The organism is Streptomyces sp. NPDC051322 (assembly GCF_040689485.1).
Taxonomy (GTDB): Bacteria; Actinomycetota; Actinomycetes; order Streptomycetales; family Streptomycetaceae; genus Streptomyces.
In genome coordinates, this window is the sequence record NZ_JBFBAK010000003.1 from 104591 (window position 1) to 124132 (window position 19542).

A 19542-nucleotide genomic window follows, 5' to 3' on the forward strand; every position below is an offset into this window, starting at 1 on the left:
GCTCGAACCCGCAAAGCCCACGTAAGTAGAGACAGAGGAATTTCATGGCTACGACCACACCGGCAGGTGTGCGGGGCGGCCACGCCAAGCACGGGGGAAGTGCCTCCCCCGATGAGAGCGCGCCGATGACTCATCGGCAGATCATGGAGGCGCTCTCCGGTCTGCTGCTCGGCATGTTCGTCGCGATCCTGTCGTCGACGATCGTCACCAACGCGCTGCCCAAGATCGTCTCCGACCTGCACGGCAGCCAGTCCTCGTACACCTGGGTCGTCACCGCATCGCTCCTCGCGATGACGGCGACCACCCCGCTGTGGGGCAAGCTGTCCGACCTGTTCAGCAAGAAGCTGCTGGTCCAGATAGCCCTGAGCACCTACGTGCTCGGCTCGGCCGCGGCCGGTCTCTCGCAGAACTCCTCGACCCTGATCATCTTCCGCGTCATCCAGGGCGTCGGCGTCGGCGGTCTTTCCGCCCTCGCACAGATCGTGATGGCCGCGATGATCTCCCCGCGTGAGCGGGGTCGCTACAGCGGCTACCTCGGCGCCACCTTCGCAGTCGCGACCGTCGGCGGACCGCTGCTCGGCGGTGTCATCACCGACACCAGCTGGCTCGGCTGGCGCTGGTGCTTCTACGCCGGTGTGCCGTTCGCCGTCGTCGCGCTGATCGTGATCCAGAAGACCCTGAAGCTCCCGGTCATCAAGCGCCAGGTCAAGGTCGACTGGGCCGGCGCGTTCTTCGTCGCGGCGGCCGTGTCGCTGCTGATGATCTGGATCACCTTCGCCGGTACCAAGTACGACTGGATCTCCTGGCAGACCTACGCCATGGTCGGCGGCTCCATCGTTCTCGGCCTGCTCTTCGTTCTCGTCGAGTCCAAGGCGAGCGAGCCGATCATCCCGCTGCGGCTCTTCCGCAACCCGACGATCACGCTGGCCTCGATCGCCTCGCTGTTCGTCGGTGTGGCGATGTTCTCCGGCACGGTCTTCTTCAGCCAGTACTTCCAGCTGGCGCGCGGCAAGTCGCCGACGATGTCCGGTGTGATGACGATCCCGATGATCGGCGGTCTGTTCATCTCGTCGACCGTCTCGGGTCAGTTCATCACCAGGACCGGCCGCTGGAAGGCCTGGCTGGTCAGCGGCGGCCTGCTGGTCACAGCGGGACTCGGCCTGCTCTCCACCATCCGGTACGACACGACGTACTGGCACGTGGCGATCTTCATGGCGCTGATGGGCCTCGGCATCGGCATGATGATGCAGAACCTGGTGCTCTGCACGCAGAACCAGGTCTCCCAGAAGGACCTCGGTTCGGCATCCTCCACCGTGACCTTCTTCCGCTCCCTCGGTGGCGCGGTCGGCGTCTCGGCGCTGGGTGCGGTGCTCGCCAACCGTGTCACCCACTTCGTCACCGACGGCCTCACCGACCTCGGTCCGAAGGGCGCCGCGCTGGCCTCCAAGGCGGCGGGCGACGGCTCGGTCCCCGATCTGTCCAAGCTGCCCGACCCGCTGCGCACGATCATGGAGAGCGCCTACGGGCACGGTGTCGCCGACATCTTCCTGTTCGCGGCCCCCTGTGCGCTGATCGCCTTCCTGGTGACGCTGTTCATCAAGGAGATCCCGCTGCGGACCCGAGCCGTGGGCGCTCCGGACCCGGTGCCCGCCGAGGTCGGAGCTGACGCGGCAGCGCCCGCGCAGGCCATCGAGGGGGCCGCCGACGCGGTCACCCCCGTCGCTGTTAAGAGTGTTCCCAGCGTTCCCCGTGTTCCGAACGTTTCCAGTGTCCAGCCCGAGGAGACGATGCCGATGCAACCCGCCCCCACGTCCGGCATCGCCATCCGCGGTGTGGTCCGAGGCGCCGAAGGCGCACCCGTCAGTCATGCGGCCGTCACGCTGATCTCGCTGGCCGGGCGCCAGCTGGGCCGTGCGGTGTCGCAGGCCGACGGCGGTTACGCGGTGGACGCGCCGGGCTCCGGCTCGTACGTCCTGATCGCGTCGGCCGACGGCTTCCAGCCGCAGGCGTCCACCGTGGTGGTGTCCGACGAGGAACTCTCGTACGACATCCTGCTCTCCGGCACCAGCGGCCTCGCCGGCCTGGTCAGGGCCGCCGACGCCGGCACGCCCATCGAGGGCGCCATGGTCGTCGTCACCGACGTCCGGGGCGATGTGCTGGCCACCGGAAAGTCCGGCACGCAGGGCGAGTTCACCTTCGCCGAGCTGATCCCCGGATCGGTGACCGTCGCGGTCAACGCGACCGGCTTCCGGCCGATGGCGCTGCCGGTGGAGATCGGCGGTCAGGGCGTCACCCGGATCGAGGCCGCCCTGCAGTCCGGCGCCCTGGTCCAGGGCGTCGTACGCGGCGGAGCCGACCGGCGCCCGCTGCCCGACGCGCGGGTGACCCTGGTCGACGCGGCCGGAAACGTGGTCGCCACCGCGACCACCGGCGATGACGGGGCCTACGGCTTCGCCGACCTCAACTCGGGCGAGTACACGCTCATCGCGACCGGTTACCCCCCGGTGGCGGGCTCGTTGACGGTCGCGGGCAGCGGCGTCGACGGACACGACATCGAACTGGCCCACCCGGGCGAGTAGGGCCGGCCCGCGGCAACAAGCTGCCCCAGCGGATGTGGGGCACGGGCCCCGGAGGTGATGGCGGCGAGCAGGGGACGGCCCGCCGCCATCGCCCGGGGCCCACATTTCTGGAGGAGAGAGAACGGGATGGGACTTCGCGCACAGGTACGGACGCGCGACGGCTGGGCCGTACAGCACGCCGTGGTGACCGTGACCGACATGACCGGCAACCAGGTGCTGCGGGAGGCCGTGGACGAGAACGGTGCGGTACTCGCGGACGCGCCACTGGCGCCGGGCCCGCACACCGTCATCGTGACGGCGGTGGGTTATGCCCCCGCCGCCTCGACCGCGTTCGTCACGGCCGGCGGCCGTGCCGATGTGGGCACCGTGGTGCTGGCCAGGCAGGGCGGCGTGGAACTTCCACCGCCCGGCACCTGGACGCTCGACCCCGCGCACTCGTCGGTGGGCGCGGTCGCCCAGCACCTGGGCATCTCCAGCGTGCACGGCCGCTTCACCGAGTTCGTGGGCCGCGTGGAAATCGCCGAGGACGTCGAGAAGTCACGGGTCGAGGCGGTCATCGCGGCAGGATCGATCGACACCGGCAACGGCATGCGGGACGGCCACCTGAAGTCCCCGGACTTCCTGGACGTCGAGAGTTTCCCGCAGATCACCTACAGCAGCACCGGGGTGAGCCCGGCCGGCCCCGACCGCTGGACCGTGCACGGCCAACTGGGCCTGCACGGCGTGCAGCGCGAGGTCGACCTGGATCTGACCTACCTCGGCACCGGACCCGACCCGTGGGGCGGCGTCCGCGCCGCCTTCCACGCCACGGCCGAACTGCGCCGCGAGGACTTCGCGATGAACTACAACCAGGTGGTACAGGCGGGAATCTCGGCGATCGGCACCACACTGAAGGTCGAGCTCGACATCCAGGCGGTGCAGGGGGACTCGCTGCCGGCGGTCTGACTCCCGCCGCACCGCCTCACCCGTCGGCCTCCGTCCCGGACTGTCCAGCCGGACAGTCCGGGACGCCTTGGCTAACGTGGGGTCATGGCACCCAACATCGCAACCAACACCCCGGTCGAGCTGGCGCAACTCCTGGAGTTCGTACGGCCCAGGCACCGGGCGATCCTGCTGACCACCCGCGCCGACGGGCGTCCGCAGGGGTCCCCGCTGAGCTGTGGGGTGGACGACTCCGGCCGGATCGTCGTGTCCACGTACCCCGAGCGCGCCAAGACCCGCAACGCCAAGCGCGACGATCGGGTGAGCGTGATCGTGCTGTCCGACGAGTGGAACGGACCGTGGGTCCAGGTCGACGGGACGGCCGAAGTGATCGACGCGCCGGACTCCGTGGAGCCACTCGTCGAGTACTTCCGGAACATCTCGGGTGAGCACCCGGACTGGGACGAGTACCGCGCCGCCATGGTCAAGCAGGGCAAGTCGATCATCCGGATCACCCCGGAGCGCTGGAGCCCGATCGCGACCGGCGGCTTTCCGGCCCGGCTCGCGGAGGGCAGCTGAGCCACCCGGCCGGCGGACAGCTGAGCCACGCCGGCCGGCGGACAGCTGAGCCACCCGGGCGGCGGGGGGCCGCTAGCCCGCCCGCTTGGCCTCGATGCCGGCGATCAGCAGATCGAGTGCGAACCCGAAGTCCCGTTCGCGCATCTCCTCGACCGTGTCACCGCCGCCCGCCTCCCGGACGTTCTGCGCCTCCTCGAACGTCTCGCGGAGGCGCGGCTGTTCGCTGATCGTGCCCATGGCCTGCCGGAAGTACGCGTCCTGGCTCATTCCGGCCCGCTCGCAGCGGTCCCTGAAGTGGCCCTCGACCGTGCCGAACCCGTACACGAACTGGTAGACGGCGGACAGCCCGCCGGCCTGGCCGTGCAGCGGGAGACCGGTACTGCGCATCACCCGCTGAGCCGCCGCGGAGAAGGCCACCGCATGCGGGCCGATGTTGAGGAACTCCCCGATGAGCCGCGAGACCCAGGGGTGCTGCACCAGTACCGCGCGGTACCCGGACGCGAGTTGACGCAGCTGCCCGCGCCATTGACCACTGTCGTCGAGATCCGGGATGGACAGCTCGCCCAGCACCGCGTCCAGGGCGAGTTCGAGGAGGTCGTCCTTGGTGTCCACGTACCAGTAGACCGACATGGCCGTCACCCCGAGCTCGGACGCGAGACGGCGCATGGAGAACTTCGACAGGCCCTCGGAGTCCAGCAGCCGGACGGTAGCCGCAGTGATCTTCTCCAGGCTCAGCCCGGCCGGCTGGTCCGCTCTGGGAGTGCGTGCCGCCTTCCCGCCCAGCCAGACACTGGTCCGGGCCGGGCCCTTCGCGCGGTCGGCCGCAGTCGCCATGGCATGCCTCCTCCGGGGTTCGGGATCCGCCCCGTACCGATGTTATGACGCCGTTACCGGCTACCCCTCGCACGCCCGGGTACCGTCGGCTGATGAAGCTGACTCGTCGTGCCGCCGAAGTGCTGCTGACCGCGGGGATCCTGGCGGCGACCGCGGTGCCCCCGGCGCAGGCCCAGGGCCGCGATGTTCCGCTGCGCGTCGCCTCGTACAACATCCATGCGGGCGCCGGTATGGACAACGTCTTCGATCTGGACCGCCAGGAGCAGGCGCTGCGCGCGCTGCACGCCGACGTCATCGGCCTGGAGGAGGTCGACGTGCACTGGGGCGACCGCAGCCAGTGGCGCGACCTCGCGGGCGAGCTGGCGCAGCGGCTCGGCATGCACGTGTCGTTCGCGCCGATCTACCGCATCGACGGGCGGGAGTTCGGCGTCGCGGTGCTCTCCAGGTACCGCATCCTCGGCGCCACCAACCACGAGATCACCCGCCTCTCCACCCAGGTCCCCGACCCGGTCCCGGCCCCCGCTCCCGGCTTCGGCGAGGTCGTCCTGCGCGTGCGGGGCGTACCGCTGCACGTCTACGTCACCCACCTCGACTACCGCGCCGACCCCTCGGTACGGGTCGCCCAGGTCGCGGACACCCGCCGCATCATGGCCGAGGACAGCGGCCGCAAGATCCTCCTCGGCGACTTCAACGCCGAGCCCGACGCCCCGGAGCTCGCACCGCTGTGGCGCGAGCTCCGGGACGTGGAGCCGGGGGCGCCGACCTTCCCGGCGCTGAATCCGGTGAAGCGGATCGACTACGTCGCGGTCTCGGCGGGTGTGACCGTGCGGGACTCGAGGGTGCCCGACACCCTGGCCTCGGACCATCGCCCGATCGTGGCCGACGTGTCACTGCGGCGGTAGCCGGACCGCTCAGCTCTTGGGCTGCGTCAGGTCGTACAACGTCGTGCTCCCCACCGTCACCTTCATGTAGTGCGCCTCCACCCAGGACGTGATGGACGAGGCGGAGCCGTCGGCTCCCGCGCCGCCGCCCATGCCGCCCCCCGCGATGAAGTAGTGGATCTTTCCGGCCGCCACGTACGACTTGAACTGCGCCAGGGTCGGCGAGGGATCGCTGCCGTTGAACCCGCCGATCGCCATCACCGGTTTCTCCGTGGCCAGTTGGTAGCTGGCCGCATTCTGTGAGCCGATGGCGGCCGCCATCCACCGGTAGTCGTCGGCGTTCGCGCTGATCCTGGTCCTGACCGCGGCGCTGACCGAAGCCCCGTCGAGGAGGCCGCCCATACCGCCGCCACCGCCGCGCATCTCGGCCATGCCGCCACCCGGCATGCCGCCCTGCGGAGCCCCACCGGCCGCACCCGCCGCCCGGCCGGCCGGTGCCTGGCCCGCCTGACCTGCCGCCCCGCCGGCCGGGGCCTGACCTGCCTGGCCCGCCTGCCCCCCTTGGCCGGTCGGCGGCAGGCCCATCCGCCCACCGGCGGCCCGCCCGGCCTTGCCGCCGCCGGGGAAGCCACCACCGCCGGGGCCGCCACCCGGGCCCCCGCCCATCGTGCTCGCCCCGGCAGGGCCCGCCGTCACGATCGACCCGGTATGCGCGCTGTTCAGCGTGGTCATGGTGTAGGCGAACGGACCCGCGAGCGAGGCCACAAGACCGATCCCGGCCGCGCTCAGTGCCATCCGTCGGTTCAGCCGGCCGGCCACCGCCAGGCCCACCGCCGCGGCGAGCCCCGCGATCAGTACGGCCCAGCGCAGCCACGGCAGATAGTCCGGCGTGCGGCCGAGCAGTACGTAGGACCAGATCGCCGTCGCTGCCACCGTCCCGCCCAGTACCGAGGACCACACGAACCTGCCGCGTTCCTCCCACAGCACCGTGACGCCCATCCCGACGAGCGCGGCGATGTACGGGGTGAGGGCCACCGTGTAGTACTGGTGGAAGATCCCCGCCATGAAGCTGAAGATCCCGGCGGTCATCAGCAGCGCGCTGCCCCACACCAGGAAGGCACCGCGGACGGTGTCCGTCCGCCCGGCCCGCCAGGTGATGACGAGGCCCGCCACGAACAGGATCAGTGCGGCCGGCAGCAGCCAGGAGATCTGGCTGCCGATCTCGGCGCCGAACATCCGGCTGATGCCGGTCGTCCCCCAGTGCCCGGCCTGGCCCGCGCCGCCACCGCCGCCGACGCTGCCCGTCTCCTCACCGTTGATCCGGCCGAGACCGTTGTAGCCGAAGGTCAGCTCGAGGAAGGAATTGTTCTGCGAACCGCCGATGTACGGACGGGACGATGCGGGCCACAGCTCGACGATCGTGGTCCACCAGCCACCGGAAACGACCAGCGCAAGGGTGGCCAGGCCGAGTTGACCGAGCCGCCTGCGTACCGTGGTGGGCGCGAACACCGCGTAGATCACCGCCAGCGGCGGCAGGACCAGGAACGCCTGCAGCGTCTTCGCGAGGAACGCGAAACCCACCGCGCCGCCCGCCCACACCAGCCACTTGGTCCGCCCGTCCTCCAGGGCGCGCAGCACGCAGTACACGGTGACGGTCATCAGCAGCGCGAGCAGCGCGTCGGGGTTGTTGAAGCGGAACATCAGCGCGGCGACCGGCGTCAGCGCGAAGACCACCCCGGCCAGCAGACCGGCGGTCGCGCTGAACCTGCGCCGTACCGCCGCGTACAGCACCGCGACCGTACCGACGCCCATCAGCACCTGAGGTACGAGGATCGCCCAGGAACTCAGCCCGAAGATCCGCACCGAGATGCCCATCGGCCAGAGCGCTGCCGGCGGCTTGTCGACGGTGATCGCGTTCGCCGAGTCCAGCGAGCCGAAGAACAGCGCCTTCCAGCTCTCGCTGCCGGCCTGGGCGGCTGCCGAATAGAAGGAGTTGGCGTAACCGGATGCGCTGAGGTTCCAGAGATACGCCACCAGGGTGAGCAGCAGCAGGGTCAGGAACGCGGGCCGTGCCCAGCCGGGGTCGTCGGCCCTGCCGCGCCACAGACCGGCGCTGGACCGGTGCCGGGCCGGCGGTTCGGCCGCGGCCCGCATCGGGTGATGGTCGAGGGTGGTCATCGTGCAGTCCTTGCCTCGTCGGTACGCCGCTCGGGGAAGACCCAGGCGCGGAAGAGCAGAAAACGCAGCACCGTCGCTGCGAGGTTGGCCGCGATCAGCACGGCGAGTTCGGTGCTGTGCGCGGGATCGGCGGACGCCGCGTCGAGCGCCGCGAGGGACCCGCTGGTGAGGGCCAGGCCGATCGCGAAGACGACCAGGCCCTGCGCCTGATGGCGGACGGCGCTGTCCCGGCCACGCACCCGGAAGGTGAGTCTCCGGTTCGCCGCGGTGTTCATCACGGCGGACACCAGGAGGGCACCGGCATTGGCGAGCTGGGGGCTCAGCCCGGTACGGAAAAGGGAGTACAGCAGCAGATAGAACAGCGTGGAGGCGGCGCCCACCACACAGAAACCGACCAGTTGACGCGCCAGTCCCCCCGGCACCCCGGGCAGTTCACGGTCCCGTGGATCATCGCCGAAGGGGCGCGCGAGCCGGTCCAGGGGCAGCCCTCCGACCCCCAGCGCGCGCCCCACCCGCCAGACGCCCTTGAGGTCCTCGACGGCGGTCCGCACGATGTGCACGGTCGACTCGGGATCGTCGACCCAGTCCACCGGCACCTCGTGGATGCGCAGCCCGGCCCGTTCGGCGACCACCAGCATCTCCGTGTCGAAGAACCAGCCGGTGTCCTCGACCATCGGCAGCAGCCGCTCCGCGACATCTCCGCGAATGGCCTTGAAGCCGCACTGGGCGTCGCTGAAGCGAGCGGAGAGCGAGGAGCGGAGAATCAGGTTGTAGGCACGCGAGATGAACTCCCGCTTGGTGCCGCGCACCACCCGCGAACTGCGGGACAGCCGCGAGCCGATGGCCAGGTCCGAATGCCCGGAGATCAGCGGTGCCACCAGGGGCAGCAGGGCGTTGAGGTCGGTGGAGAGATCGACGTCCATGTAGGCGAGGACCGGGGAGTCCGAAGCCGACCACACCGTACGCAACGCCCGTCCGCGCCCCTTCTCCTCGAGCCGGTACGTCCGCACCTCGCTGATCAGCGACGCAAGGCCCGCCGACACCACGGGAGTTCGATCGGTGCTCGCGTTGTCCGCGATCGTGATCCGGAAGGTGTAGGGAAAGGTGCGGGCCAGGTGGTCGTGGAGTCTGAGCACACAGGGTTCGAGGTCCTTCTCCTCGTTGTAGACGGGGATCACCACGTCGAGCACGGGGGCAGCGGCCGTCGCCACGGGAAGGTGTTCCCGCGCCGGCAAGGTGCCCGGAGATGATTCGGTTCGCATGGCGCAAACGTTGGCCGGGCGCGCTGTCACCGCTGTGTGGTCAGCCTGTGCCCGGCCTGTGAGTCCCCGACGGGCCTTCCGGCACGGTGAGTTGGAGGCCGGGCGAGGGCTCGGGAGCAGCCTGCTCGGGAGCACTCTGCTGGGGAGCACCCTGCTGGGGAGCACCCTGCGACGCGGCGCTCCGCAGGGCCGGAAGCCGTACGGCGAAGACCGTGTGCCCCGGAGCGCACCGCACGGTCACCGTGCCTCCGTGCGCGGTGACCACGGCCTGCACGATGGCCAGTCCGAGGCCGGTCGACCCCGCATGACGGGAGCGGGAGGCGTCGCCGCGCGCGAACCGCTCGAAGACGTGCGGCAGCAGATCGGCCGGAATCCCGGGGCCGTCGTCCTCGACCTCCACCACCACCCAGGCGCCCTCGCACCGCACGCCGGTGGTGACGGTGGTGCCGGGCGGGGTGTGGGTGCGTGCGTTGGCCAGCAGATTGACCAGCACCTGGTGGAGGCGGGCGCCGTCGGCCGACACCGCGGCCGGCTCCTGGGGCAGCCGCAGCCGCCACTGGTGATCCTGGCCCGCGGCCCGTGCGTCGCTGACCGCATCGACGACCAGCGGGGACAGATCAGTGCTCCGGTACGAGAGCGGCCGCCCGGCATCAAGACGGGCGAGCAACAGCAGGTCCTCCACCAGGCCGGTCATCCGGCCGGCCTCGGACTCGATACGGGCCAGCGCGTGGCGGGTGTCGGGCCCGGTCTGCTCACGGCCACGCCGGGTCAGTTCGGCATACCCCCGGATCGAGGCCAGCGGCGTACGCAGTTCGTGGCTCGCGTCGGCGACGAACTGCCGGACCCGGGTCTCACTCTGCTGCCGTACGGCGAGCGCCGAACCGACATGGCCGAGCATCCGGTTGAGCGCCGCGCCGACCTGTCCGACCTCGGTGCGCGGATCCGCCTCCGCATCGGGGACGCGTTCCAGCGGAGCGACTTCGCCGCTGTGCAGCGGGAGTTCGGCGACCCGCGTGGCGGTGGCCGCGACCCGCCTGAGCGGCCGCAGCGCGATCCCGACCAGCGCGGTGCCGGCGATCCCGGCGGCCAGCAGGCCGGACCCGGTGACCAGCACCTCCACCAGGACCAGGGTGCTGATCGCCTTGTGCACGTCGGTGGTCGGGACGCCGACCAGCGTCGTGCTCCCGTCGTTCATCGCCACGGACTGCACGTGGTACTCACCGAGCCCGGGCAGCTCGACCGTATGGATCCGGCCGTCCAGCGATACGGAGAGCAGTGCCTTCCGCTGGGCGCCGCTGAGCGGCTCGGCGTCGTCCAGGGGCGTGGGGGTGTTGTTCTGCTGGGTGTATTTCCCGTCGGTGACCTGCCCGTCGGTCACCACCGCGCCGACCGTCGCCCAGGGCTGGCCGCCGCCGCCCAGGAACTGCAACCGGTCATCGGCGCCACCGTCGGCCCCCGGCGGTCCCGCGTGTGCGCCCGCCATGGCTCTGGCGCCCTCGGCGTGCTTCACGATGCCGGTGATGCTGGACAGCTGACTGTCCAGCTTCCCGAACATGTAGTCCTTGTACGCGATCGTGGTGACGGTGCCGATCACTGACGCGACCACCGCGATCAGGGTCACCGCCGACACAACCAGACGCGTCCGCAGCGACCAGCGTCGCCGCGCCGACACCAGCTACTCCCCGGGCTTGATCAGATAACCGGCCCCGCGCCGGGTGTGGATCATCGGTGACCTCCCCGCGTCGATCTTGCGCCGCAGGTACGAGATGTAGAGCTCGACCACATTGGCCTGCCCGCCGAAGTCGTACGACCACACCCGGTCGAGGATCTGTGCCTTGGACAACACCCGCCGGGGGTTGCGCATGAGAAAGCGCAGCAGCTCGAACTCGGTCGCGGTCAGATGGATGTTCGTCCCGCCCCGGGTCACATCGTGGCTGTCCTCATCCAGGGTCAGATCACCGACAGCGAGCACCGATTCGCTCCGCTGGGCTGCCGTACCCGAACGGCGGATCAGCCCGCGCAGCCGCGCCACGACCTCCTCCAGGCTGAACGGCTTGGTGACATAGTCGTCGCCGCCCGCCGTCAGACCTGCGATCCGGTCCTCCACCGCATCCTTGGCGGTGAGGAAGAGCACCGGCACGTCAGGCAGCTCACGGCGCATCCGTCCGAGCACCGCGATGCCGTCCATGTCGGGGAGCATCACATCGAGTACCACGGCATCGGGCCGGAACTCCCGCGCGGTGCGCACGGCGCCGGCGCCGTCACCGGCACTGCGCACCTGCCACCCCTCGTAGCGCAGCGCCATGGACAGCAATTCCGCCAGCGAGGCCTCGTCGTCGACCACCAGCACCCGCACGGGGCTGCCGTCGAGCCTGAGCATTTCGGTACGCCCCTGGGGCGAGGTCGTCGTCATGGGCTCACCTTGTGAGCGGGCTCTGAGAGACCCCTTTTCCTCACCTGTGAATATCCTGAGAAACGCCTTTCCGCCGCCGTGGTGTCTCTCACGCACGGTCCGTCACCCGGCTGCCCGCCCACCGATCAGAACAGGCCCTCCTGCCGCGCCTCCGTTCCTGTCGCGAGCCGCCGCACCGGCACCGTCGTCTCCGCGCCGGGCTCGGTCGCCGTAATTCCCCAACCCACCATCAGTCGCGTGTCCAGCACCGTCAACTTCCCGTCGGCGAACGCCAGATGGAGGTCCGGACCGGCGGCGGCCACCAACCGTCCGGCCACCACACCACCGGCCACCAACTCGCTCACCGCCGCGGTGGCGTCCGTCAGCCCCGCTAGCCCGAACACCTGGGCGTGATCGACCACTTCGCCCGCCATCCGCTCCAGCGACCCGGGCCAGCCGGGCAGCGCGACGGCCCGCCCGTGCACCTCCCGCACCTCGGCCGCGCGCTGCTCCGGAGCAGGCAGCCGGGACCGCACCGCCCGCTTGCTCGCGTACGGAATCCGGTCGGGCACACCCAGCGCCGAACGCAGCAGTTCCTCGGTCCGCCGCGCGGCCATCAGCGGACCGCGCCCCAGCCAGCCGAAGGCCACCGCCCCCTGCTCCAACAGCCTCGCCGACCCGCGCGCCTCGGCGGTGATCCCCACCTTGACCAGTCCGGGCCCGAACCAGGCGAGATAGACCCGATACGTCTGCGGGTCATCGGCGATCGTGTCGGCAGCCACCGAATGCGCCCGGTCCAGCCGCGCACACTCGGCGCACCGCGCCTGCGTGCCGCGTCCGGGCACCGGGGCTCGCACCGGGCAGGCATTCCTCCGCGCCCCCACGCACGTCCGCTCCCCCACGTCCGCCACCCGGAAGCCGATGTCTCCGCCATACACCAGCGCGCTGGCCCGCCCGCGCCCCTCCCACACCAGGCGCGGCCCCTCGGCTCCCCACCGCAACCCACCGGAACGCCACATCCGCGCCGCACCCCCTCTCCCACGAGCGACGTTTTCGCCGTCCTGTGCAGGATGCCAGCCACCACTGACATCGGGGCCGTACGTGGGGCGGTCGGCCACCACCTCAGGCGCGCAGGTCGACGACCACCTTCACATCGTCGCTCTCCTTGTGCAGCGCGTCGCCGAACCCGCTCATCGGGACCCGCCGCGTGATGACCCGCTCCAGCCAGCCCCGGTCCGCCGCCGCCAGGGCAGCGCCCGCCTGCTCGTAATTGCGGCGGCCCGCGTTGACGGAACCGAACAGCACGGTGTTCTCCAGCACCATTTCCTTGTTGAGCTCGTCCAGACCCGCGGCGATCTTCCGCGTCCCGGAGGAAATCCCGGTCAGACAGATGACAGCGTCGGGAGCGACGATCCGGGTCACCGAGTAGACCAGCGGCCCCTGTCCGGTGCACTCGATCACCACATCGGGCACCACTTTGAGGTCGTGCACGTCACCGACATGGAAGGTGGCTCCCAGGTCGGCGACCAGCTTCGCCTTCGGGCCGCGGTCGTTGAGATCCAGCACATGCATGTCAAGACCGCGCTGCACCCCGAGCAGGGTGGCGAACAGCCCGATCGGACCGGCCCCCGTCACCAGGCCCACCTTCGGGCGCCAGGACGACCGGGCGAAGATCCGGTCCGTCTGCTCCCACGCCTTGGCGACCACCGAGACCGGTTCCAGCAGCACCCCGCAGTCGCCGAGCGCGGGATCGATCCTGATCGCGTACTCCGGCTCGGTCCGCCAGCGCTCCGCGCCGAAGCCGTTGATCTCCTTGATCCCGCGCTCGGTGTACTGGCCGTTCCGGCAGAAGTCCCACTCGCCGCGCCCGCACGGTTCGCAGGGGGCCGGGTCGGGCCGCCGCACGATGCCGGCGACCAGATCCCCCGGCGAGAAGCCGCTGCCCTCGGGCGCCTCCAGTACCCTCCCCAGCGACTCGTGCCCGACCACCAGACGGTCGCTGCCGGGCGGTGTCCAGCCGTAGCCCTTCTCCACGATGTCGGCGTCGGTGCCGCAGATGCCGAGCAACTGCCCCTCGACGAGCAGCGAACCTTCGGCCACGTCCGGTTCGTCGACCTCACCGACCTCGACCTGGTCGGGGCTGCCCGGTACCACCGTGATCGCCTTCATGTCCGTGTCTCCTCCTGCTCGCCCCCGGCGGCTGCACGGCCGAGGCCCTCGCACGTACGACGGCCCGGCATCCGGGCGCTCCTCCTGCCGTCTGTCCGGGGCGGGGGTGATCAGTCTCCTGGAGGCCGGAAGCCGCCTTCCGAAGCTAACGCCCGGCAGTACCCGGCGCTAGCCGAGCCACCGCGCGTATCAGGGGGCGTATCAGGCCGGAGCCGCCGGCGCCCGGTCGGTGGCCAGCTTGACGGCCAGCGCTCCCAGCACGGTGCCCATGACATACCGCTGGACCCGGAGCCACACGGGACGGCGCGCGAGGAAGACCGCGATGGATCCGGCAGCCAGCACGATGACCAGGTTGACGGCCAGGCTGACGACGACCTGTATGCCGCCCAGTACGAACCCCTGAACCAGCACACTGCCGGCGTGCATGTCGATGAACTGCGGGATGAGCGACAGATACATGACCGCGATCTTCGGGTTCAGCAGATTGGTGAGCAGCCCCATGGAGAACAGCCGACGCGGCGAGTCCGGCGTCAGCTCCTGCGGGGAGAAGACCGATACGCCGCCCGGCTTGAGCGCCTTCCAGGCCAGCCAGGCGAGGTAGCCGGCACCGGCGAGCTTCACCGCCAGATACAGCTCGGGAACCGCCAGAAAGACCAGGGACAGACCGAGGTTGGCGGCGCTGAGATAGACCAGAAACCCAACGGCGACACCCCCCAGCGAGACCGCTCCGGCGCGTCGGCCCTGGGTGATGCTCCGGGAGACGAGGTACATCATGTTGGGGCCGGGGGTGAGCACCATGCCGAGTGCCACCGCCGATACGCCGAGCACTGCGTGCGTTCCGATCATGCGGCCATAATCAAGAGAACCGCCGTTCAGCACAAGCAACCAATTCTTCGCGCACACTTCAGCGTTACTACGACGTCGCTCTCCGTACGAGTCCCTCGAAGACCGCCGCGACGAAGCGGGCCGTGCCGCGTTTTGGTCCCCGGGCCTCAGACCCGGCAAAACGCAAGAGGCCCTCTGGATGATCTCCAGAGGACCTCTTGCCTGTTGTGCACTCGGCAGGATTCGAACCTGCAACCTTCTGATCCGTAGGCGGGCGCGTCTGGCTGGCGCCTGGGCTGCGTTGCAGGCTACCCACTGGGCAGGGCGCCCAACTCGTGCGTAGCCGTCGCCTGACGTGCGCCGCCGTTGATGTCACCCTTGATGTCAAACTTCGGCGCGCCGGGACCTGACGAGGACACAAGTGGAATAGTTTCAGGAATAATTGACAGGGCCTCAGTAAGGAGTGCAAGATGCTCTCGTGACGAACCCGCTGACGGTAGAAGAGGCAGCAGACGTCCTCGCCGAGCACCGCGAGGACATCCGAGACATACTCCAGAACGGCTGGTCACGCTGGCGCAAGCTGGTGGAGTCCGACACTGAATTGGCTGTCATCGTCAGCGGCAGGACACGGGCGAGCCTGGTCTACGACTTCATCCGCTACGAAGCGATGAACCACTTCGACGGCTTGTCGGACGTGGTGATCAGCGAGGGTCGAGGAATCCTTCTCCTGACCTTCCACGAACGGCTTCTCTTACGATTCAAGAAGTTCCGAAGTAAGGCATTGAAGACCAGCGGGATCCCCACCCAGCAAGCCCGAGACTTCGCCACCCAGACCCTCCCCGGCATGGAGGAGCTGACGCACATCGTCGCCGGCTACCTCCCCGACGAAGCCGGGATCGACCTGGATAGAGTGGCCATCACCTGCAGCATCGCGAACGAGATGCAGTGGGTCATCGACCTCGACTTCGGCCTTGAGGAGGTCGTGGGGCTGGACGACGGGCTTGGCCCTGTCGGCCCCACAACTGTGGCGCCACTGGTGCCAACAGATGGACAGGGTGACACACAAGTCGTGGCTAAGGTCGATCGAGCCGAAGACGGAAGAGAGTAGCCACTAGGCGAAGGAAGGATTAGGACTGCCATGAACCCGCGGATGTTCCAAACCGCGAGGGAGTCGCGTGGTTTGTCGCAGTCCAAGCTCTCGACAATGACAGGCATCTCACAGGCGGTCCTGTCCAAAGCAGAGCACGGGCTGGCGCCACTTCCGCCCGAGCGCATCGACATCATTGCCGGAGCGCTCGGGTACCCCCGCGAGATGTTCGATTGGCCCGATGATCCGATCGGGCTCGGTGCGTCCAGCTACTACCACCGCAAGCAGGCAGGGCTGGGACAAACCACGCTTCGCCGTATTGAGGCAGAGATCAACCTCTTCCTAATGCAACTGAAGCGACTTGAGACCAGCGTAGACATCAATGCCGTCTACCCTCTACCAACCTTCGATGCGCCGGAAGCTCAAGGGCCGGAGCCGGAGGAAGCTGCAAGTAAACTGCGGACAGCATGGCTCATTCCTGACGGGCCTATCCAGGATGCAATCCGGACAGTCGAGCGCGCGGGTGTTGTAGTTGTTCGACGGGATCTTGGATCCCCGAAGATTTCGGGGATGAGCATTCGCCCACCAGCCTCACTCCCTGTAATTATCTTGAATTCAGGCATGCCCGCGGACCGGGAGCGATTTACCATCTTTCACGAGGTTGGCCACCTTGTGATGCATCAGGTCCCAAGCGAAGACGGCGAACGTGAGGCCGATCGATTCGCGGCCGAATTCTTGATGCCATCTCGTATAATTGCACCGCAATTGAGCGGTATCAATCTTCAGCGCGCTATGCAACTCAAGCAGCATTGGAAAACCTCGATGGCTTCGATTATCCGTCGCGCGTATGCGATCGGAAAGATCGACGCCAGTAGGTATAAAAGCCTCAATGTCCAGATGGCGCAACGCGGATTCAACCGCCACGAGCCTATCGCGTTGCCCGCCGAAGAATCTCGAATTCTCCCGGCGGTCTTGGATACTCATCGCAAGCTGTACGGGTACAGCGATTCTGAACTAGCGCGGGTAGTCGGCCTGAAGACGCCAGAGTTTCAAGCTGGGTACGGCACCAGACGATCCCTGAGGGCCGTTTAGGAACCTTCTGCGCGACCCACCGGGTACGGCCAGACCTCCCGCCAGGGAGCTACTGCTCGTCGGACTGAAGCGGTAATGGTCGCAACTCTCCCCCTCACGCCTCCTCACTTTCGCTCGGGTCTACGCCAGGGAGAGGATACGCTCGGTACTGCATCCTCGCCCATCTACGAGCGTGTTTATGGCGACGCCAACTCGGATAACCCCAAAGGCTCCGACGAGCCCTCCTGAGAGATATCCGTCCGTGCAGGTATTGCGCAAGAATATCTTGCATTGCGCGCCAATCTGCAGTCCTCTCGGCGTGTATGGCCAGCCGCTTTATTGTCAGATCCGGCTGACGCAATAGAGCCACCAGATGGGGATCTCGTCGGCGATCATAGATATGACGCGTGAATTCTGATACTTCATAGCGACTGAACCCTAGATCCAGTAGCGTGATCTCCAGATCTTTTTCCTCTGGAGTGAAACTATTGTACGGCCCAGTTGGGCGTTCAATTTCAAACGCAGAGTAGATCCGTTCACGCGCATTTACAGCAGCCTTGCGTCGCTCTGATCGAATTTCGCGATTATTCGTAGCTTTGGCGGTAACCCAAACTGCAGCAAGCGTGACTGTAGGCGTTACCCACCACGGAGCAGTGGAAGTTGCCCAACCAAGATGTGCCACGTCTTCTCTCCTTGCTTCCAGAAACTCAGTATCTGGCTAACTCGAACACGACCCAAGTCGTTCAACCGCATTCACGCTTCGCCAGAGACCCGGTCAGCCTCGGCGTCAGTGGGCGCTTTCCCTACGGCCAGCAGGTGCGAGCTGGCCGCGAGCAGTTCTGGGTACGGCTCCGCCATGCGCGCTGCTGCCATCGCAGAGGCGATCAGATCGTCCGTGGGCCCCTCGCCTGGCTGTTGCTCGGCCGCCTTCACGAGGGACCACGCGGGCCCTTCGATGCCGAAGACCTGCACGTCCCTCAGACCGGAGGCGGCCAGCTCTGCCCCAAGCTCTTCCGCGCGGTGGAAGTAGGACAAGGTGAACCCTCGTACCCCGTCATAGACGGCCGTCTCAAGAATCTTTGAGACGGAGTGATGAATCCGCTCAGTATGCAGGTGGGCGTATGTGACGTGCTCGAAGAGCGACGCGTATCGGTTGATCGCCGCAGCAGCGATCAACCCACCCGGCTTTACCACGCGGTTGGCTTCCGACAGCGCCCTACGCCGGTCGTCTGGGTCAGGGAGGTGGTACAGCGGCCCAAGCAGTTGCACAACGTCGAAACTGTCGTCCGGCTCAGGTAGATCGCGGGCATCTCCCATGATCGCCGGGCACACCGCCGATGCGCTCTCGACATGGCGAGGCACGGGGTCCACGAGCGTGACTTCGTAGCCGTCCTTCATCAGCCATTCAGCGTGGATCCCGGTTCCCCCTCCCACGTCGAGCACGCGTGCCGGCGCGGGGGGCAAGAAGCGTCGGAGGAGCTCCCGTGTCCTGGCCAGCTCCATACGTCCGTCTGCCGAGCTACGCAGGCGGCTGTCCTCGTCTTTCTCGCTGTAGAACCGCATCACAGAGGGAGCCAATTCGAGATTCGACATGGTCGCAGTATCGTGTGTACCGGTGGACCAGTCCAGCGAACGGAATAGGGGAAACCATGGCCGTTCTGAAGTACGAAGAGATCGCCGAGTCTCTGCGCGCCCGCATCGCTGCTGGCGAGTTCGCTCCTGGAGACACCATCCCCTCCGGCCGCGACCTGGCCGAGCAGTGGGACGTGTCACGTGCCACTGCCATCAAGGCCGTCGATGTGCTGCGCAACGACGGCGTGGTGGTGGCCAAGCAAGGCACCGGTTTCGTCGTCACGGAAACGCCGGTCGCGCGCCCTGCCGGCGCCCGTCGAGCGGGGTCGGCGCGCATCTTGGGCGGGATGCCGTTCCTGCGTGTTGGCGAGCCCGACTGGGCAGAACCTCCCGCTCCCGTCGCTGCCGCGCTCGGGCTCTCCCCCGGGGTCTTGGCACTCCGACGCATCCGCGTTCTCCAGCTACCGGACGGGACCCCGAATAGCTGCGTGGAAGCGTGGTTCCCTCCGGAGATCGGCGAGGCAGCGCCCCGCCTCGCCGACACCGCCCCCATCGCCGAGGGCACGACCCGCTACGTCCGTCGGCAGACCGGGCGTTTCCCTGTCGAGGGAGTGGATGTCACCACCGTGCGCCTGGCCACGGACGCGGAGGCGGACCGTTTGGGGGTGGCGACGGCAAGCGCGGTCGCCGTGCTCCTTCACACGGCGCACGACCAAGAAGGCCGTCCTCTGGTCTGCGAGGAAGGGGTCACCCCCGCCTCGCTCTTCGAGCAAGTGGACACCTACGCGATGTAGAGAATCACGCAGAAACGAAGCTGGACCGGTCTGCCGGTCCAGCTTTTTTGATGCCGCGTCACATGGCTTGACCTGCAGTAACTCTGCTCGGCATCTTCCAACTCCAATTTCACTGCTTGACTGGACCGGTCCACCGGTCCAGTCTCATGATGTGACCATCGCCCGACCCGGAACTTTCGGAAAGGGCCGACTGCGTCATGCCGACAACTCCAGAGCGTGATCCACCGCAGTACGACGGCCGTGACAGTTACGGCCGAAGCGAGTGGAGACCAGTCGGCCGAGAAGGGGCCCCCGTCACACCGGGGTCCAACACCCCAGATGGGGGACACGCCACCGACTCGAAAGAACCGCACGGCACACCTTGAAGCTGCGACCTCAGACTCCCGGGACTTCGGTAC

16 protein-coding genes are annotated in these 19542 nt (G+C 68.2%); 7 read left to right on the forward strand and 9 right to left on the reverse strand.

Annotation, left to right across the window (positions count from 1 at the left end; genetic code table 11):
- Nucleotides 1-44 precede the first annotated feature (44 nt).
- The 3 genes from AB0436_RS08700 to AB0436_RS08710 all read left to right on the forward strand — a co-directional run bounded on the left by AB0436_RS08700 (nucleotide 45) and on the right by AB0436_RS08710 (nucleotide 4079).
- Complete coding sequence (locus tag AB0436_RS08700) at nucleotides 45-2579, forward strand: MFS transporter (protein ID WP_366467005.1); 2535 nt, start codon at nucleotides 45-47, stop codon at nucleotides 2577-2579.
- Nucleotides 2580-2705: 126 nt separating this feature from the next.
- A complete protein-coding gene (locus AB0436_RS08705; RefSeq protein ID WP_366467006.1) occupies nucleotides 2706-3524 on the forward strand; it encodes a YceI family protein in 819 nt (272 codons plus the stop codon).
- Between the two features lie 84 nt (nucleotides 3525-3608).
- Nucleotides 3609-4079 carry a PPOX class F420-dependent oxidoreductase gene (locus AB0436_RS08710; RefSeq protein WP_366467007.1) on the forward strand — a complete coding sequence of 157 codons (471 nt, stop codon included), beginning with the start codon at nucleotides 3609-3611 and terminating at the stop codon, nucleotides 4077-4079.
- A 72-nt stretch (nucleotides 4080-4151) separates the two neighbouring features.
- Here AB0436_RS08710 and AB0436_RS08715 read toward each other — a convergent pair whose 3' ends face one another.
- Nucleotides 4152-4913 (reverse strand): TetR/AcrR family transcriptional regulator, encoded by a 762-nt coding sequence (locus AB0436_RS08715; RefSeq protein WP_366467008.1) that lies wholly within the window; start codon nucleotides 4911-4913, stop codon nucleotides 4152-4154.
- A 92-nt stretch (nucleotides 4914-5005) separates the two neighbouring features.
- Between AB0436_RS08715 and AB0436_RS08720 the strand changes: the two genes are divergently transcribed.
- Nucleotides 5006-5815, forward strand: a complete 810-nt coding sequence (locus AB0436_RS08720; protein ID WP_366467009.1) for an endonuclease/exonuclease/phosphatase family protein — start codon at nucleotides 5006-5008, stop codon at nucleotides 5813-5815.
- A 9-nt stretch (nucleotides 5816-5824) separates the two neighbouring features.
- Here AB0436_RS08720 and AB0436_RS08725 read toward each other — a convergent pair whose 3' ends face one another.
- From AB0436_RS08725 to AB0436_RS08755, 7 genes are all read right to left on the reverse strand, one after another.
- Entirely contained in the window at nucleotides 5825-7948 is a 2124-nt protein-coding gene (locus AB0436_RS08725) for a glycosyltransferase family 39 protein (protein WP_366467479.1), read from the reverse strand.
- A gap of 20 nt (nucleotides 7949-7968) precedes the next feature.
- Nucleotides 7969-9234 carry a bifunctional glycosyltransferase family 2/GtrA family protein gene (locus AB0436_RS08730; protein ID WP_366467011.1) on the reverse strand — a complete coding sequence of 422 codons (1266 nt, stop codon included), beginning with the start codon at nucleotides 9232-9234 and terminating at the stop codon, nucleotides 7969-7971.
- Nucleotides 9235-9274: 40 nt separating this feature from the next.
- On the reverse strand, nucleotides 9275-10906 hold the full coding sequence (locus AB0436_RS08735; RefSeq protein ID WP_366467012.1) for a HAMP domain-containing sensor histidine kinase: 1632 nt from the start codon (nucleotides 10904-10906) through the stop codon (nucleotides 9275-9277).
- 3 nt (nucleotides 10907-10909) lie between these two features.
- Entirely contained in the window at nucleotides 10910-11647 is a 738-nt protein-coding gene (locus tag AB0436_RS08740; RefSeq protein ID WP_365853912.1) for a response regulator transcription factor, read from the reverse strand.
- A gap of 125 nt (nucleotides 11648-11772) precedes the next feature.
- Complete coding sequence (locus AB0436_RS08745; protein ID WP_366467013.1) at nucleotides 11773-12645, reverse strand: DUF2797 domain-containing protein; 873 nt, start codon at nucleotides 12643-12645, stop codon at nucleotides 11773-11775.
- Nucleotides 12646-12748: 103 nt separating this feature from the next.
- Nucleotides 12749-13795, reverse strand: a complete 1047-nt coding sequence (locus AB0436_RS08750) for a glucose 1-dehydrogenase (protein ID WP_366467014.1) — start codon at nucleotides 13793-13795, stop codon at nucleotides 12749-12751.
- 201 nt (nucleotides 13796-13996) lie between these two features.
- A complete protein-coding gene (locus AB0436_RS08755; RefSeq protein WP_366467015.1) occupies nucleotides 13997-14641 on the reverse strand; it encodes a LysE family translocator in 645 nt (214 codons plus the stop codon).
- Between the two features lie 457 nt (nucleotides 14642-15098).
- Here AB0436_RS08755 and AB0436_RS08760 point away from each other — a divergent pair, with 457 nt between their 5' ends.
- Together AB0436_RS08760 and AB0436_RS08765 are read left to right on the forward strand one after the other, a co-directional pair.
- Complete coding sequence (locus tag AB0436_RS08760; RefSeq protein WP_366467016.1) at nucleotides 15099-15728, forward strand: hypothetical protein; 630 nt, start codon at nucleotides 15099-15101, stop codon at nucleotides 15726-15728.
- 30 nt (nucleotides 15729-15758) lie between these two features.
- On the forward strand, nucleotides 15759-16799 hold the full coding sequence (locus tag AB0436_RS08765; protein ID WP_366467017.1) for an XRE family transcriptional regulator: 1041 nt from the start codon (nucleotides 15759-15761) through the stop codon (nucleotides 16797-16799).
- A 732-nt stretch (nucleotides 16800-17531) separates the two neighbouring features.
- Here the strand turns inward: AB0436_RS08765 and AB0436_RS08770 are convergent.
- Nucleotides 17532-18371, reverse strand: coding sequence for a class I SAM-dependent methyltransferase (locus AB0436_RS08770; protein ID WP_366467018.1), 840 nt, complete (start codon nucleotides 18369-18371; stop codon nucleotides 17532-17534).
- A gap of 56 nt (nucleotides 18372-18427) precedes the next feature.
- Here AB0436_RS08770 and AB0436_RS08775 point away from each other — a divergent pair, with 56 nt between their 5' ends.
- Entirely contained in the window at nucleotides 18428-19144 is a 717-nt protein-coding gene (locus AB0436_RS08775; RefSeq protein WP_366467019.1) for a GntR family transcriptional regulator, read from the forward strand.
- Nucleotides 19145-19542: the final 398 nt, after the last annotated feature.

Excerpts from the sequence above, each read along its gene's own strand:
- AB0436_RS08770 (WP_366467018.1), bottom strand. The coding sequence starts at position 18,371 with ATGTCGAATCTCGAATTGGCTCCCTCTGTGATGCGGTTCTACAGCGAG.
- AB0436_RS08740 (WP_365853912.1), bottom strand. The coding sequence starts at position 11,647 with ATGACGACGACCTCGCCCCAGGGGCGTACCGAAATGCTCAGGCTCGAC.
- AB0436_RS08765 (WP_366467017.1), top strand. The coding sequence starts at position 15,759 with ATGAACCCGCGGATGTTCCAAACCGCGAGGGAGTCGCGTGGTTTGTCG.
- AB0436_RS08750 (WP_366467014.1), bottom strand. The coding sequence starts at position 13,795 with ATGAAGGCGATCACGGTGGTACCGGGCAGCCCCGACCAGGTCGAGGTC.
- AB0436_RS08705 (WP_366467006.1), top strand. The coding sequence starts at position 2,706 with ATGGGACTTCGCGCACAGGTACGGACGCGCGACGGCTGGGCCGTACAG.
- AB0436_RS08730 (WP_366467011.1), bottom strand. The coding sequence starts at position 9,234 with ATGCGAACCGAATCATCTCCGGGCACCTTGCCGGCGCGGGAACACCTT.
- AB0436_RS08720 (WP_366467009.1), top strand. The coding sequence starts at position 5,006 with ATGAAGCTGACTCGTCGTGCCGCCGAAGTGCTGCTGACCGCGGGGATC.
- AB0436_RS08775 (WP_366467019.1), top strand. The coding sequence starts at position 18,428 with ATGGCCGTTCTGAAGTACGAAGAGATCGCCGAGTCTCTGCGCGCCCGC.
- AB0436_RS08745 (WP_366467013.1), bottom strand. The coding sequence starts at position 12,645 with ATGTGGCGTTCCGGTGGGTTGCGGTGGGGAGCCGAGGGGCCGCGCCTG.
- AB0436_RS08710 (WP_366467007.1), top strand. The coding sequence starts at position 3,609 with ATGGCACCCAACATCGCAACCAACACCCCGGTCGAGCTGGCGCAACTC.
- AB0436_RS08715 (WP_366467008.1), bottom strand. The coding sequence starts at position 4,913 with ATGGCGACTGCGGCCGACCGCGCGAAGGGCCCGGCCCGGACCAGTGTC.
- AB0436_RS08755 (WP_366467015.1), bottom strand. The coding sequence starts at position 14,641 with ATGATCGGAACGCACGCAGTGCTCGGCGTATCGGCGGTGGCACTCGGC.
- AB0436_RS08700 (WP_366467005.1), top strand. The coding sequence starts at position 45 with ATGGCTACGACCACACCGGCAGGTGTGCGGGGCGGCCACGCCAAGCAC.
- AB0436_RS08725 (WP_366467479.1), bottom strand. The coding sequence starts at position 7,948 with ATGCGGGCCGCGGCCGAACCGCCGGCCCGGCACCGGTCCAGCGCCGGT.